The sequence below is a fragment of the Bacillus daqingensis genome, from assembly GCF_042654445.1.
In the GTDB taxonomy this organism is placed as follows: Bacteria; Bacillota; Bacilli; order Bacillales; family Salisediminibacteriaceae; genus Alkalicoccus; species Alkalicoccus luteus.
The window spans coordinates 1-15,435 of sequence record NZ_JBHSGK010000013.1 but is presented as its reverse complement, the minus strand read 5'-3'; the positions used below and the strand labels follow the sequence as shown (position 1 = coordinate 15,435).

At 47.8% G+C, this 15,435-nt stretch carries 17 protein-coding genes; 12 read left to right on the top strand and 5 right to left on the bottom strand.

The window, feature by feature from the left end; genetic code table 11:
* Positions 1-63 precede the first annotated feature (63 nt).
* The 3 genes from ACFO4L_RS11095 to ACFO4L_RS11085 form a co-directional block, all read right to left on the bottom strand.
* Entirely contained in the window at positions 64-891 is an 828-nt protein-coding gene (locus ACFO4L_RS11095; protein ID WP_377909741.1) for a hypothetical protein, read from the bottom strand.
* 148 nt (positions 892-1,039) lie between these two features.
* Positions 1,040-2,323 (bottom strand): patatin-like phospholipase family protein, encoded by a 1,284-nt coding sequence (locus ACFO4L_RS11090; RefSeq protein WP_377909740.1) that lies wholly within the window; start codon positions 2,321-2,323, stop codon positions 1,040-1,042.
* A 107-nt stretch (positions 2,324-2,430) separates the two neighbouring features.
* Complete coding sequence (locus ACFO4L_RS11085) at positions 2,431-2,910, bottom strand: AAA family ATPase (RefSeq protein WP_377909739.1); 480 nt, start codon at positions 2,908-2,910, stop codon at positions 2,431-2,433.
* Between the two features lie 268 nt (positions 2,911-3,178).
* On the opposite strand from ACFO4L_RS11085, the gene ACFO4L_RS11080 reads away from it, so the two are divergent.
* Together ACFO4L_RS11080 and ACFO4L_RS11075 are read left to right on the top strand one after the other, a co-directional pair.
* The gene (locus ACFO4L_RS11080; protein WP_377909738.1) at positions 3,179-4,261 is read left to right on the top strand and encodes an alpha/beta hydrolase; all 1,083 of its coding nucleotides are present in this window, start codon (positions 3,179-3,181) and stop codon (positions 4,259-4,261) included.
* Between the two features lie 247 nt (positions 4,262-4,508).
* The gene (locus ACFO4L_RS11075) at positions 4,509-5,588 is read left to right on the top strand and encodes an alpha/beta hydrolase (RefSeq protein WP_377909737.1); all 1,080 of its coding nucleotides are present in this window, start codon (positions 4,509-4,511) and stop codon (positions 5,586-5,588) included.
* 27 nt (positions 5,589-5,615) lie between these two features.
* Here the strand turns inward: ACFO4L_RS11075 and ACFO4L_RS11070 are convergent, their stop codons facing one another.
* The gene (locus ACFO4L_RS11070) at positions 5,616-5,792 is read right to left on the bottom strand and encodes a hypothetical protein (RefSeq protein ID WP_377909736.1); all 177 of its coding nucleotides are present in this window, start codon (positions 5,790-5,792) and stop codon (positions 5,616-5,618) included.
* Between the two features lie 843 nt (positions 5,793-6,635).
* On the opposite strand from ACFO4L_RS11070, the gene ACFO4L_RS11065 reads away from it, so the two are divergent.
* Both ACFO4L_RS11065 and ACFO4L_RS11060 read left to right on the top strand, forming a co-directional pair.
* A complete protein-coding gene (locus tag ACFO4L_RS11065; protein ID WP_377909735.1) occupies positions 6,636-7,304 on the top strand; it encodes a hypothetical protein in 669 nt (222 codons plus the stop codon).
* 41 nt (positions 7,305-7,345) lie between these two features.
* A complete protein-coding gene (locus ACFO4L_RS11060) occupies positions 7,346-8,122 on the top strand; it encodes a DUF975 family protein (RefSeq protein WP_377909734.1) in 777 nt (258 codons plus the stop codon).
* A 150-nt stretch (positions 8,123-8,272) separates the two neighbouring features.
* On the opposite strand, the gene ACFO4L_RS11055 is transcribed toward ACFO4L_RS11060, so the two are convergent.
* Positions 8,273-9,025 (bottom strand): DeoR/GlpR family DNA-binding transcription regulator, encoded by a 753-nt coding sequence (locus tag ACFO4L_RS11055; protein ID WP_377909733.1) that lies wholly within the window; start codon positions 9,023-9,025, stop codon positions 8,273-8,275.
* A 160-nt stretch (positions 9,026-9,185) separates the two neighbouring features.
* Here ACFO4L_RS11055 and ACFO4L_RS11050 point away from each other — a divergent pair, with 160 nt between their 5' ends.
* The 8 genes from ACFO4L_RS11050 (at position 9,186) to ACFO4L_RS11015 (ending at position 15,298) form a co-directional block, all read left to right on the top strand.
* Positions 9,186-9,899, top strand: coding sequence for a ribulose-phosphate 3-epimerase (locus tag ACFO4L_RS11050; RefSeq protein WP_377909732.1), 714 nt, complete (start codon positions 9,186-9,188; stop codon positions 9,897-9,899).
* Positions 9,896-10,453, top strand: coding sequence for a 6-phospho-3-hexuloisomerase (hxlB, locus tag ACFO4L_RS11045; protein ID WP_377909731.1), 558 nt, complete (start codon positions 9,896-9,898; stop codon positions 10,451-10,453). Before ACFO4L_RS11050 ends, hxlB begins: the two co-directional genes overlap by 4 nt.
* A 31-nt stretch (positions 10,454-10,484) precedes the next feature.
* Positions 10,485-11,642 carry a mannitol-1-phosphate 5-dehydrogenase gene (locus ACFO4L_RS11040; RefSeq protein WP_377909730.1) on the top strand — a complete coding sequence of 386 codons (1,158 nt, stop codon included), beginning with the start codon at positions 10,485-10,487 and terminating at the stop codon, positions 11,640-11,642.
* 27 nt (positions 11,643-11,669) lie between these two features.
* A complete protein-coding gene (locus ACFO4L_RS11035; protein WP_377909729.1) occupies positions 11,670-12,107 on the top strand; it encodes a PTS sugar transporter subunit IIA in 438 nt (145 codons plus the stop codon).
* 162 nt (positions 12,108-12,269) lie between these two features.
* The gene (locus ACFO4L_RS11030; RefSeq protein WP_377909728.1) at positions 12,270-13,721 is read left to right on the top strand and encodes a PTS mannitol transporter subunit IIBC; all 1,452 of its coding nucleotides are present in this window, start codon (positions 12,270-12,272) and stop codon (positions 13,719-13,721) included.
* A gap of 120 nt (positions 13,722-13,841) precedes the next feature.
* Complete coding sequence (locus tag ACFO4L_RS11025; protein WP_377909727.1) at positions 13,842-14,345, top strand: DUF6773 family protein; 504 nt, start codon at positions 13,842-13,844, stop codon at positions 14,343-14,345.
* Entirely contained in the window at positions 14,329-14,535 is a 207-nt protein-coding gene (locus ACFO4L_RS11020; RefSeq protein WP_377909726.1) for a helix-turn-helix transcriptional regulator, read from the top strand. Before ACFO4L_RS11025 ends, ACFO4L_RS11020 begins: the two co-directional genes overlap by 17 nt.
* Positions 14,536-14,779: 244 nt before the next feature.
* Positions 14,780-15,298 (top strand): GNAT family N-acetyltransferase, encoded by a 519-nt coding sequence (locus ACFO4L_RS11015; protein ID WP_377909725.1) that lies wholly within the window; start codon positions 14,780-14,782, stop codon positions 15,296-15,298.
* Positions 15,299-15,435: the final 137 nt, after the last annotated feature.

Sequence of the window (15,435 nt, the reverse complement as noted above, 5' to 3'; positions counted from 1 at the left end):
TGTAATTTGTGGTTGTACTGAACTCAAAGAAACCGGGCTTCTGTTTGAAAAGCCCGGTATTTATTAGGTTGCAAGCTCTGGTTCTTTTTCTTCCTCCCACGTATAGATGTTGCGGAAAAGCATGGTGTAGCCTGTTAAAAGCACAATCCAGAACAGGAAATTGAGCAGCGTAGCGATGATTTCTGCTGCCACGCTGTATCCGAGGATCGAGAGAATAACGAGTTCGATGCCGAATACGAGTGCAAATCCTGGCACACCCAGTGCAAGCAGGAAGAGAAAGGCTTTCCCGGTATGTCCGGTCATCAGGTGCCAGGCCGGACTAAAGTGTGGTGTTTCTCCGCTGATCGTAATCAGCGCAAAGAAAAAGCTGAGCCTGATCAACAGTGCGGCTAAAAGAATCAGGGCGAACACCAGCATCACTAACGAAACAAACGGACCGCCGGCCATGCCAAGAACGAGTGGTACCATTAGTACGACAAAGGCCACAATACCGAGGATAAGGTTCGCAATTAACAGCGGCAGAATGCGTTTCCCTGACGTTTTCCAGATCTGTTTCGATTCCTTTGCAGGAAACAGCAGCCTTAAGATGAGAAAGGCATAAATACCCGGGAGAAGCACAAAGTAGATAATCTGCTCCAGCAACGTTAACGCTCCGCCGCCTGCACGGTAGGGGTGCTCATTTGCGCCACCTGTCTGCATCAGTTCCCCAAATGAAAATTGCCGGCCTTCTCCAAGAAAGATCGGCTGATTGGATACGAGGAGAAAAATCCACACCGGCAGCGTTACGACAATGAGTGCAACAAATGCCGGCAGCCATGTGCCGGGCTGCTTCATTTGTTGGAAGGTTTCCTTTACTAATGTTTTGACTGACTTCGGTTTCGTCTCCATCATGCCTCCTAGAAAAATGCGTCTGGTTTTCCTTTCCCTCATTTACACTATTTAACCATTATTTACTATAAAAAAAGTCAAAAGCAGGGGGTCACCCTAGAGCGAAAAGCTCTATCCAAAAAACAGATAGAGCCTTCTTGTGCATGCCAGATTACTTGCGGGTAAGCCGCCGCTTGTGGGATTTCGTTAATCTGTTTTTAATTGAAAGGACCGTCTCGTCCTCCCGCAAGTAATCCCATGGGGAAGGCGCTTCGTGGCGGGGCGCATAACCTGGCAGTGACGTTAATTCATCTGGTGACAACAAAATGCGGCAGCCAAGATCGGCCCGCATCGCTCCGGCCCACATGAGCATGCCGATTTCGATCTCGCTGAAGGCATCGAGATCAGTCCGTACGTTTGCGAGCATGCGCTCAATTTGTTCGAATTCCGTCTCATAGTTCGGCAGCTCTAAACGGCGACCGAATCCCTCTTTCTCCCAGTGGGCATTCCAATAGGTGGTTTGAAACTCGATATTTTGCTGCATCGTTTCAACGTTTACGAGCTGCACGCCAAGGGAATCGTGACCGCGGATCAGCTTTTTTCGAAGCTCGGCGACCTGATCCATACTGACGCTTAAAATGCGCCACTGCCGCTTCCCCCACCAGCGCCTCTCTTTAGGGCTCCAGGCTGCTTTTCTGGCGGACGCATCGAGAATGAGGTAAGGGACCGGCTTATCCTTTTCATTGGATGCCTCAGACAGGAACGCCTCAGATCCGAGGTTATCGTACACGCCCCCGTCGGACAGCAGGAAAAACGAATATGGCTGATCCATGTTCGAAAACGACCGCTTTGACACATCAAGGCGGACTGGTTCAAACATGAACGGAAACGCAGCAGAGGCAGCGACGGCAGCCGCTACCGAAATGTCTGCAACGTCCGGGCTGTAGCCAAACACTTCATCCGTGATGCCTTTTTTACTGAATGAAAGCCGCTTCAATGTATGCAGATTGGTGGCATTGCACTCCCATTCCGGCGAATCCGGCAGCTGGTCAAGCGTGATTCCGGAAACGATGTCTTCGTCGCGCATCAGGGAACGAAACAGCTCGTTGTCCAGTGTGATCGGGGACAGGCTGCTGAACCTGGCACGTGGCAGCACAGGGCGGAGCGGTCTTCTTGGCGGAAGCAGGGCGTTTCGGATCACATGGTTGCGAAATCCGCGCCTGCCAAACTCCCTCAGCGGAACCTCTACCCGTTCCTTAAAATCATCCAGGTTCGTAAACGATCCGTGCCAAAGCTCCTTCATAATCACTGCCGCTGTGATGCTCCCACCGGAAACCGAGCTGATTTTCGAAACAAATTCGTGCACGCCGAGCTCAACAAAGCGACTGTACGCGCCTAAACAAAAGAAAGCTGCACGAAACCCACCGCCGGAGAACGCCAAATTGAACCGTTTCATCATCGCATCTCCTCTGCTCGTTTTTAGAGAATGAGCGCAGCGATAGCCGTTAATCTTCCATACCCGAATCCATTTAATGCCAACCGGTTAGCTGGTACCGATATGAATCAAGACGACGCAAGAAAAGTGTGCAGGATAACGGAGCGAACGTCAGCCGGCGAAAGGTCATCTGTATCAATGATTAGATCAGCGCTTTTCTCCAGCAGGGGTAAAACGTGTTCCCAGTTATGAAGAATCTCCTCGAGCTCCTCTGGCGTTTTGCCGTACGGATTGGTTGTTCGTTTGGAAACGCGTTTCAACATGACCTCAGGCTTCGACCTCAGCAGAACGACAGCATCGACCTGATCCGCAAATTTCCCTTGATTGCGGCAGCAGCCTGCCATGATCAAAGAAGTACTGCGTTCAGCAGCTAACAGCGCTGTTACGTTTTCCTCAATGAGAAGCCATTCGTATCCGCCTCCAGCTACCGGCACCTGCTCTGTAAAGCCTTCATCTAAATCAACGGTTTCCATTCCTTCTCGATTCAGCTCTTCCAATAATGTCGTTGTACCCGAACCGGAAAGACCGGTGATGTATAAAACGGTCAAATCTGCCGCCTCCATTTGGTTCAAAATAGGTTGATACCTCATTTTATCATGTCTAACTGACTATGTTAGGCAGCTAAGGACGAATAACTATTTCTTGCTTTTAACGTTTACTGTCACGATATAAAAGGAAAAAATTAGTGACGCTAATGAATGTTCCGTTTCGCCTCTTACGTGCCATTGAGAAATATGTTAACAGAGTACATGACTGCTTCAGAACGCGCACCGAGCGAATATTTCCCCGATTGCCAGCAAAGGAGGAACCCACATCATGACATACACGCACGATGAATTAACGAACAGACTGAAAGAGAAAATCACTCATACGACCAAAGGAGAATTAAATATTCTCTATAAAGGAATTCCGTTTGAAGAGGAGAGACGCGGACTTGATCCGCGAGTGAAGCGATTTCTGATGGAGCATGTTCATCCCGGGGCACGCCGCCCTCTTGAGATTGATGATTTGGAAGTAACGAGAAGCAAGGTGGAAGTAAACAACCGTGATTTAAGCTCTGGCATCCGTGCCACTAAGACCTCTGTACACGCCGATCGGCGCGAGATTAACGTGACGATCTACAATCAGCAAAAAAAGCCGCAGCCCGTTCTGATCTATTTGCATGGAGGCGGCTTTTTTGAGCGCGACGTGGACGTGATGGAAAATGTGTGCAGGCTGCTCGCACAAAAGGCAGAAGCTCTCGTCGTTGGTGTAGAATATCGTCTGGCGCCGGAGCATCCGTATCAGGATGGCTTAGAGGACTGTCTGGAGGCAGTAAAATTTATATACGAACATGCAGACGAGTACGGCGTCCGAACCAACCAGATTGGGATCGTAGGGGACAGCGTAGGAGCTAACTTGGCACTTGCCGTGCAGCACTTGAGCACAGACGAGCCTTGGCAAATCTGCTACATTGGGATGCTTTGCCCGCTGGTCGATTTTTCAGATGTATCGAGAGAATCCTGGAATATTACGCATTACGATCTGGATACCGATTATGAGCTTATCTACGAGGAGCTTGTTACGTTAAAAGAGTCGCTTATCTTTATTCAAACGCTCTATTTGACGAATTTGGAAGACGTTCACCTGCCGCTTGTTTCCCCGCTGCTTCGAAAGGATAAATCCAGCCTGCCGCCGATCACCCTTATTACGGCAGAATTTGATTATTTACGCATTCAAGGAGAGGCATTTTCACGGCAGCTCCAGAAAGCAGGAGTCCCTTTCCGGCATTTTGAATACAAAGGGATGGACCACGCCTTCGTCCGTAAGCTCGGGTACTATCCTCAGGCAGCAGATGCTATCAGTGAAATTGCCGCCCATTTTAAACAGGTGTTAAAAAAAGCGAACAATGACCTGTAGCGAAGTGCACACCCATTAAAGCAAGCCGTAAACAACCTGTAAGGCTTTCTTTTTTCCTATTAAATTTAAATGCGTAAACGTATATACGACTATTTTCTGTTGAAGACGTTTAGTTAAATAGATGAAGTGGAAGAGAATTTACAAAAACATTCCCGCTTGTTCATCTTATGAAATAAGGGTCCCGCGCACTGCTGTTGTGAAGCATTCCCCCAGCAGATTTGTTTTGGTAAAAAGGAGGCAGACGCCTGTGTCACATACACATGAGGAACTCGTTCGCAGGCTGGAAGGAAATATCGCTCACTCGACAGAAGATAATATCAGTATTCTGCATAAAGAGATTCCCTTTGAGGAAGGCCGACGCGGTCTCGATCCGCGCGTCAAACACTATTTAAAAACAGAGGCAGGTTTACGGAACAGACGTCCGATGGACATGGAAGATTTAGAAGCAGCTAGACGTCGCGTGGAGCTGCACAACTGGGATTTGAGTACAGGCGTCGAAAAAACGATGGCGACGATTCATGCAGAAAACCGAAGCCTTCCATTATCGGTATTTCGCCACGGTAAGGGAAAAAAACCTGTTGTGCTTTATCTGCACGGAGGAGGGTTTTTTGAACGGGACGTTGAGGCGATGGAAAACGTATGTAAGCTGCTCGCAGAGAAAGCGGACGCAGTGGTAGCAGCTGTCCATTACCGGCTGGCACCTGAACACCCGTATCAAGAAGGACTGAACGACTGTCTGGAAGCGGCCCGCTATCTTTATGATCATGCAGAGGAATGGAACATGGACAGGAGCAAATTTGGTTTAATCGGTGACAGCGTAGGCGGCAACCTTGCGCTCGGTCTTCACCAGCTCAGCGGCAGAGAACCGTGGGAGATCACGTATATCGGTATGTTTTGCCCGCTTGTTGATTTGTCCGAGCTATCCCGAAACACGTGGAGGATCAACGACTATAATATGATAGAAGACGCAGATTTAATATACCGGGAGCTCGTGACGATGAAGGATTCGCTCATGTTTGTGCAAAGCTTGTATTTGGAAAACCTCGAAGACGTTTACAGACCCCTCGTCTCTCCGCTATTGCGAAAAGACAAATCAACGTTTCCGCCGATGACCATTATCACAGCCGAATACGACTACCTGCGTGTTCAGGCTGAGGCGTTCTCCAAGCAGCTGGCTGAAGCGCAGGTACCGGTTCGGCATTTTCGTTACAAGGGCATGGATCATGCTTTTGTCCGCAAGCTCGGGTATTACCCGCAGGCAGCGGATGCGATCAATGAAATCTCCAAACACTTTCAGCACGAAGTAAACAAGTCTGCCCGCCTTTAAGGCGAAGGCAGACTTTTTTAGGTTGAATCACTGGCACGCGTCGCAAATCGTATTCGTTTCCTCGGCCCGATACGTTTCGTTCAGTACCTTCCCGCAGGAAGAACAAATCGTCGTTTCCTGAAGCGCAGTCGTATAAGGTCCATAGTTCTCATCGTGCACGTCGAGCGCCTTTCGCAGCACAAAAAAGAAGACGTACGGCAGCAACAATCAGCAGTTCAACGATTATCATCGACTCCTTCTAAAGTATGGCGTACGAATGGAACGCATGTTAATCAGTTCTTATGAGATAAGCGCCTTAACCACAGTGAGCGACTTATTATGTACATATACGAGATGATTTTTTGAATGGCTACCTTGAAAATAACCCATTTAAACAACGTACAGCGAGCTGTTTCACTCTCGGCGAAGGCTTACCCAAGGGCTTGTGCTCGACTACTATTGGCGAAAGAGCGTGTCGCCAACATGGATTCTCACACTGCGCTGATCCTTTAGGTGTCCTCGCCTTCGTTTCACAGCGTTAAATGTTCATCTGTCATCGTGCAGGTTGTCATTGCATAAGTGTCACTGTTGATGACTAATGTTGATAGAAACGCAATACGCCTGCCGCTACTTTTTCGCTTACAGCATTGAAGTCCTTTGTGATTCTTCTTTTCAGTACGGGATGATATTAAATCTGTCTCTTACCGCAGACATCTTGAAATTCACTTTCTCTCTTTTTTACGGAGCGGAAAGGGAGAGATCGAAGCGATTTCTCTTTTGTAAGATCGAATAGAAGCGAATCGAAAACCGGTGGACGCCTGTGCGCCGAGAAGAACCTGCAGCGCAGCGAGGAAGCGGAGGAGCTCGTCCACGGCAAGCTTGCCGCGTTGTCGTGAGGTGCCCTTCTGTCAGCAATACATAGTAACAGAACTCTTTGTATAAAGCCTGCCCTGCGACGATTATCCTATGAATACCAGTGAAAGGAAAATAAATGGTGAAATCAACCTTGTGTTTGAAGGCCTCCTCCTGTAACGTACGGGTCAGCACCTTTATAAAGGGGACTTTCTTATGAAAAAAGCACTGGCTGTTTCCATCATTGGCGTAATCGGAATTTCTGCCACAGTTGCATTAGCATCAGACATCGAGCTGTCTGAATCGTCATCGGCACAGGATGAATCGAATCAAGCGAATGAGGACCGTTCACACGATGCAGAGCAGGACAACGATACAGAAGCAGAAGAGACGGAGATGAAGGAAGGACAAGAGACAGACTCGATTTCCTTAGATCGTTCAGAGGCTGCGGAAGATATTGCTTACCAGGAAGGAAAACGGGAGGAAGCAGAACAGCTGATATACGAGGTTCACGAAGCCTTTAATAACATCACCGGGTACGGCGCAATTGACGAGTTTCGATTTGCGGACTTCGTGCATGAAACGAGAGAGTTTGAAGGTGAAAGCTACGTGCCGATGGGATCGGACTTAAGCTATTTACTCTCGTACCTGCTCGACGACTCGAAGCTGCGGGATGACGTGGAAAACGCACGGGAGCTGTTTTATTACGGTGTTAACAACGAAGACACCTCCGTTCTGCGATACGCCCATCGCATCATGCATGACTTGGACGTGTATATTAACGAGGAAGGTCGTCAATCCGATAAAGATATTTTCGGCGTCACGGAAACGTTCGGTCTGGAAAAGTCCATTGAACGCATGCACGACAGAGTAAATACAGAATAAGATAAGGCAGGTTCAAGAAGCATAAAACGGCAGGCGAGGTTGTGGTTAGAATCGTTGGTACAAGTATAAAGGACGCTTTTCAGCTATTAAGAGGCAACTGGTTAAACATAATCGGAGTCGTCGTGCTCGCATATGTCATCAAGCTCGTATTCGAAACGCTGCCCGTGCAGGGGACGGTGCAAGTTCGAATGGAGCCGCTGACAATAGCAAATACAAATAATTTACTGTCGCTCGCAATTGCGGCTGTCGTGAACAGCATCCTCTTTTTTATCATAATTGATTACATCACAAAAACGGCTCATACGATGCGCAGGCGATTTTGGAGCACTTGTGCGTATCCATTTAAGCAGTGGAGCCTCTTGTATAAAGGGACCGCCGTGTTTTTCATGACGTATCTGCTGCTTGATGTAGTGGGAACACTGTTTATGTATGGCGGGATCCTCGGGCTGTTCGGTAATATGATGGCGCTGCAGGCAGGAGGAGCTATGCTGCTCGCGTTTTATGCAGGCATCTTTACGCTGTTAATCTGGATCCTATTGGGCATCTCCCAGGTCGGGTATATTCTCTATGAGTACCCGGAGAAAAGCGTGCTGAAAAGCATCCGGGAAAGCTTCACGATGATGAAAGGCTATCGCCTCTCACTACTCGGCCTGTTCGTGCTCGCAGTCATCAGCATCCTCGCAGGCGCTCTGCTGTTTATAATCGGAGCAGTTATCATGATCGTGGTGTACGAAGTCGTACGGCTCGCTTTTTATCAGGAGCTGAAACGCAGAAAAAGGCGGGAGGACTGGCACAGGAAAGTAAACGCAGGAGCATAGAGGTTATTAAAAAAAGCAGCCGTGCGCTGCTTTTTTTATATCTGTTGATATAGTAAGTACGTTGTAGCACATAGCCTTATAATAAGAATGATCTTACAAACAAACCCCAGTGCGCTCACATTAGCACTGGGGTTTTAGCATGAATTCTCATCAGTCATTGATCACGACGATTTTCTGACTGTGATAGGAGCCGAGAATATCTGGCTGATCGGCATCTGTAATGAGGTACGTCAATGTGTTGGCAGGTGCGACTATATGATTGGAGAACGTATTCAGTTTATCCGAGGTAACCATGCTTAACACTTCGTTGGAGACGGAAGCCATTTTGCGTTTAACCGCCGCTTCGCCAATGCTTGGAACGCTGATGCCGATTTGCGGATCAATTTTATGAATTCCCATCACGTACAAATCAGCGCGGACATGATTTAAAAAGTCTGCAGCTTCAATCCCGAGATTCACCATCGATTCTTTAAACAATGTTCCGCCGATCATGATGACCTCAATCCCTTTATGACTTGATAACGCCATGGCGATTGGCGGACTGTTCGTAATAATCGTAGCGTTTAACGATGAGGGAAGCTGATTAACGAAGTGGAGGTTCGTCGTTCCGCCATCAATCAACAGTACCATGTTGTCTTTAATATAATCCAACGCTTTTTTCGCGAGTTCGCTTTTGACATCGCTCTTTACGTTTTTTCGAGTGGAAAAGTCGACTACCGGCGGGCCGATTCGTAAAGCACCGCTGTGCACTCGGCGAACAAGTCCCTGCGAATCAAGCTCCTTTAAATCTCTCCGAATTGTATCCTCTGAAACCTGCAGACGCTGGCTTAAATCGCTTGCGATTACTTTTTGCTCGCTATTTAAAAACTCCAGTATTTTTTGCTGTCGTTCCTGTTTTAACAAGGGTTTCACTTCCTACTGTTTATTTTTATCGTAACATATTCCCAATCTGGAAGTTAAATTGCATGAACGTGCAAGAAAACGTAAAAATATCTGCAATTTTATCTTTACATATGCGTTTTTAAGTATTATACTCATAAAAAACGCGTAAAGGAGCAAAAACATGCAAAAAAACAGCGTAATTATTGCACCTTCCATTATGAGTGCGGATTTGTGCAACTTGGAAACCAGCATCAAGGCGTTAGAAAAGGAAGGACTGGATACCCTTCACATAGACATTATTGATGGCGCTTTCAGTCCGAGCATGCCTTTAGGGATCGATACGGTAAAACAAATGCGAAAGCTGACGGACATGCAGTTCGACGTCCATCTAATGACAAACGATAACGAATTTTTCATCCAGGAAATGATTGATATCGGCGTTGAGCAAATTTCGTTTCACCTGGAGAGCAGCATGCATACCGACCGCTACTTAAATTTGATTAAAAACAGCGGAGCGAAGGCAGGCGTCGCATTAAACCCAACGACCCCGCTTTCCACACTGGATTACCTGCTTCCGCAGTGCGATACGGTTCTGTTGATGCTGATCAACCCTGGATTTGCCACATTTAAAAGCGAAAAACAAGTGCCGTATGCAGCTGAAAAAGTGCAGGACTTGTATGAACTGATCCAGAGAAGAAATCTGCAGACACAAATTGAAGTGGACGGCAGGGTATCGATGGATTCGATCGCGACACTCGTTGAGCACGGAGCAGATACGCTCGTCGCCGGAAGCACCAGCTTATTTATGAAAGATCAATCTGTCTCAGAAAACAAGCAGACGATGGAGCAGCATATTCAAGCAGGGTTATCCCGCAGAAAGGTAGTGAACTCATGAGCTACACCGACTATCAGAAAGAAATAATGGACGAGCTGTCGACGACGCTCGCTAGCATCGATGCAGAGAGTGTGGCAGCACTGTTAGAAGAAATCGAAAAAGCGGACAAAGTATTTTTTGTCGGGGTCGGAAGAGTGTTCCTGTCACTGCAGTCAATTGCAAAGCGCTTGGCTCATTTAGGCATTCAGACGTATCTGGTCGGACAAATCACAGAACCAGCAATTACAGAAAACGACCTGCTCATTGTTGGCTCCGGAAGTGGAGAAACGGCGTTCCCGCTTGTGATTGCGAAAAAAGCAAAGCAGCACCAGGCAAGAGTAGCGCACATCGGTGCGAATCCGGACAGCTCCATGAAGCAGTATACCGATCATTTTGTACGTATTCCTGTGCGCACAAAGCTCGAGCTGCCAAATGAGGTTCCGTCCGTACAGCCGATGACGAGCTTATTTGAGCAAAGCTTGCTGGTGCTTGGCGATACGCTGGCGCTGATGCTCATTAAGCAGAAGAACATAGATATGCCGAGTCTGTGGGAATATCACGCAAATCTTGAGTAGAAAAGAAATTGAAAGAGAGAGGAGACCGACTATGAGAGCGCTTCATTTCGGCGGCGGTAACATCGGCAAAGGGCTGATCGGATATGTGCTTAACCAAAACGGGTTTCTCGTCGAGTTTGTCGATGTTTCGGATGAATCGATCGACCGGTTTAACCGAAATAAACGGTATATAATCGAACAGCTCGACGACAAGAAAACAACTCATATCCTTGAGCCTGTTGCTGCGTTGCACGGGCTGTCGCAAAAGGAAGATGTGCTTACGAGCATACAAGAGGCTGACATCATCACCACTTCAGTAGGCGTGACGAACCTGGAAAAACTGGCGCCGACGCTGGCAGAAGGACTCGTCAGACGGTTGGAACAGAAAGGAACAACAGTCGATGTTATGGCGAATGAGAATGCGCTGCATGCCACAGCTCTGTTAAAAGAAGCCGTTAAAAAGCATCTGTCACCTGAGCAATTTGCGGCGATAGCTGAGAAAACCGGATTTCCGAACGTGGCGATCGATCGTTTATCGTTGACGAAAGCAGACGACCAGGTAGAGATGGTGCTCGTCGAACCATATTTTGAATGGATCGTGGAACAGCCGGCCATAGTCAACGATACCACTGCACAACTAGAGGGGGTGACGTACGTAGAGGATTTAGCCCCCTACATCGAACGAAAGCTGTTTATCGTCAACATGGGTCATGCCGCTACCGCTTATTTGGGCCACCTGCATCACGAGCCGACGATTCAGCACGCACTGAAGCATCCGGACATTGAAGAAACGGTGCGCGGCGCGATGACTGAGGTGTCCCGGTATTTGGAGGCAGCTTATGACATGAAGCCGGAGGAGTTAGCCGATTATATAGACCGAACGATCTCCCGCTTTAAAAACGACCTGATTGCTGATGATATTTACCGCGTCGGCCGCGCTCCGATCCGAAAGCTTCATGCAGAAGAGAGACTCGTCAAGCCAGCAAAGGCTCTGGCCGACAGAGGTCTCAGCTATACGAATCTGGCGAAAGCGATCGCGGCAGGATACCTGTTCAATCCATCTGAGGATGAAGAGGCGCTTGCGATTCAGGCGTATATAGCGGAAACGAGTATGGAAGAAGCCTTGGAGCATTTTTCGCAAATTGAACAGCCATCGTTCAAAAAGAAGGTCATTTCCTTTTACGAGACGATGGCACAAACCAGCTGGTGAAGGCTGAAATAGAGAGGGATGAGTTAGATGCTGAGAGCATATTTACAAGAAACGACTGCGCTGAGAGAACGGGTCCACAGCTGGGAGGATTCCATCAAAATAGCGGCACACGCGCTGCTCGAACAGGGGTATATTAAAGAGAGCTACGTTGAAAAGATGATCAGCAACGTGCATGAATTTGGCCCGTACATTGTGATTGTGCCTGGTATTGCGCTGCCTCATGCGCAAAACGAAGGCGAAGTGAATAAAAACGGGATCTCGATGCTGAAGCTGGAAGAGCCGGTCCTGTATCCGGAGGATAAGGAAGTGCAGATCGTCATGGTGCTGGCAGCAACCGACAGCTCCGGTCACCTTGATCTTATATCTGAACTGGCATCCATGTTTGCAGATGATGATATTAAACAAGCGCTGGAAGCAGCTCAGTCGAAAGAAGAAATATTAAGCATCGTGGAGAATGTTGAATAATAGCTGTGTATCAGGTGATCAATGTGTGTTGATGCGCCTGAAGATGAATGCGCTTACTTGACGTGTGAGGCGTTTGAAAAAAAGCGACGAAGCTGATAGGAAGGGAACTCGGCACCTGGTGTCTGTGTGACCTCCTGAGGAAAAAAGAAAGGTGGATAACCAATGTCAGATCAAATTCCAATGCAGGATTCTACCGCCCCAAAGTCGTCAATAAGAGCTAAAATACAAGCAATGGGCGGCTTCCTTACGAACATGGTTCTGCCTAATATCGGCGCCTTTATTGCATGGGGCCTGTTAACGGCCCTCTTTATCGAAAGCGGCTGGCTTCCGAATGAACACCTTGCTGAATTGGTTGGCCCGACGATTACCTTCCTGTTACCGCTTTTACTAGCCTACACAGGGGGCTGGATGGTAGGAGGCCGTCGTGGAGCCGTCATGGGGTCGATCGGAGCAATCGGTTTGATCATCGGCTCTGATATTCCAATGTTTTTAGGAGCAATGCTGATCGGTCCGTTGGGAGGCTTGATTATCAAGAAGTTTGATAATCTCCTCCACAACAGAATCCCGGCTGGCTTCGAGATGATCGTCAATAACTTCTCCATCGGGATTCTCGGTTTTTTCCTGATGCTATTGTCTTATACAACGATTGGACCGATCATTCAGGCTGCTAACGAAGGGGTCACCGTAGCGATTGAAGCGTTAGTGGCAACCGGATTCCTGCCACTGCTCTCCTTAATTAACGAACCGGCAAAGGTGTTGTTCTTAAACAACGTCATTGACCAGGGAATCTATTACCCACTTGGACTTCAGCAGTCGCTTGAAGTTGGTCAGTCGATTTACTTTGTCGTAGCATCCAACCCGGGACCAGGTTTAGGCTTGCTTTTAGCCTATACATTTTTTGGGAATAAGATTGCGAGACGAACAGCTCCTGGTGCGATCGTGATCCACTTCTTTGGCGGGATTCACGAGCTCTATTTCCCATACGTTCTGATGAAGCCGCTCACGATTCTTGGTGTGATCGCAGGCGGTATGGCCGGGATTGCGACCTTCCAGCTCTTTGACGCAGGTCTCGTAGCCGGTCCAAGTCCAGGTTCTATTTTCGCGTATCTTGCGCTGACACCTAGAGGCAACTTTACTGGCATCATCCTGGGTGTTATCGCGGCGACAGTCGTCTCCTTTATCGTCACGTCGATTATCTTAAGATTAGATCGACGAACCGAAGATGACGAAAAGGGTCTGATGGAGTCGATCGATAAATCCAAGCAGATGAAACAAGAAGGTAAGCAGGCTATGGGAACGACAGCTGCTGCAGGAAGCACTTCTGCAACTGGTCCGATCAACAAAATAGCGTTTGCCTGTGATGCCGGAGCAGGAAGCAGCGCCATGGGTGCCACGACGTTTAGAAAAAAGATGCAAAAAGCAGATGTTGAAGGAATTGAGTGCAAGCACTATCGAATCGAAGATATTCCAAGAGACTCGGATATTATCGTCGTGCATAAAAATTTAGCCGACCGTGCACGCATGTCGTACGAGGATTATGAGATTATTCCGATCGACAACTATATCGGGGATCCAAAGCTGGAAGAATTACTAGAACGCCTTAAAGATTCGTAAGTAATGAACACGAGAAAGAAGCAGCCAAACGCTGCTTCTTTTCTTTTGCAATATATATATTGCAAAATGGAAGTTTCTCCTATAAGATAAAGGTAATTCAAGTCGAAGGAGTGATGGTCAATGGTTTCTTTAACCCGTCAGAAGGATGAGCGAGTAGTAGGACTGGAAAACAAGGTGTACCGGGAGCTGATGTACATTGTATACGCACTGCTGCTGGCCTCGCTGATCTATAACTACGTACAATTTGGTGCGCAGGAAGCGTTTCTAAGCATCGAGGTCGCGCTGTTGCTGTTGCTGAGTCTGTACAGCGGCATCCGCTATCAGATGATGGGGCTCTATACGGATAAAGCGGAGGAGTACCTCGTCAAAAAGAAGAAGAAATATTCCACATTTTATTTTGTTGCAGGAGGCCTGCTGGGGCTGGGGTTCTCGTTCAGCTTCGCTTTTAACAGCGCGATAAACTATGCAGAAACGACCGCGCAAAGTATCACCTATTTCGCCACCGTCTTTTTTGTCTGTGTGATCATCTATATCGTCCCGCTCGCTCTGCTGACCGGATTAATGCCGTGGATCTCGGAGCGCAAGGCGAAAAAGCGGCTTCAGGAGGATGAAGGTGAATCTTAATCGCGTCAAACAAGCACGCCAGGAAGCAAATCTTTCCCAGCAAAAGCTCGCTGAACAAGTGCAGGTGACGAGACAGACGATCAGCTTAATCGAAGTCGGTAAATATAATCCGACAATCAATCTCTGCATCGCCATCTGTAAAGCTTTAAACAAACGGCTTGACGATTTGTTTTGGCCGGAAGACGAATAGCTCGTCCTCACAAGGGCTCCTTTCCTCCTTGTCAGTCAGGCATCGCAGCTTGTTGAACGTCCATGGCCTGCGATGCTTCTTTTAGTAGCTGAGGTATTCATTGTGAATCAATTGTCTCTCTAGGAAAGGATACAATCTGGATTTCATCATGTGCGCATATCTGACAGCTGTTTTATCCTTGAGCTCAGTATGTTACGGTCTGACTAATGGGAAGTCATCACCAGTCAGCGTAAAGGGGAGTTTTATGAGGATCAGAGAAGCAAAGCCGCGAGATGCACGAGCGGTTGCCAAAGTGCAGGTCGATACATGGAAAAGTACATACAGCGACATCGTTCCGGACAAAGTATTGAATAAAATGACGTATGAAAGCCGCGCGAAGCAGTGGCGCAGCATCATTTCCAATCAGATGGTCTACGTTGCCGAAGATGAGTTTGGAACGATCATTGGATTTGCGAACGCGAGTGAGCAGCGCCTAAGTGAATACAGCGACTACGAAGCAGAGCTTTACGCCATGTACATACTCGACGAATATCAGCGAATGGGCATCGGTAAACAGCTGCTGGAGCCCATCGTTGACGAATTAGTAAGGAAAGAGATGCACTCCATGACAGTGCTCGTATTAGAAGAAAATGAGTCGCGGGAGTTTTACGAATCACTCGGCGGTAAAGAAATCGACCGTGTCGAAATCGAACTGCTGGATCAAAAGCTGAACGAAATCGTGTACGGCTGGGAGGATATCCGGGAGATCGAGCTGGGTCACTAAGAAAATGGATCAATGAATAGCATCAGGCCAAAGCCTGATGCTATTTACGTGTTCAATTAAAGAATCAACCTAACCCGAGTTCGACAGTTACTAGGTAAACGAAATGCCTGGGAACCCTACTAAGACAAGGGTTCTCA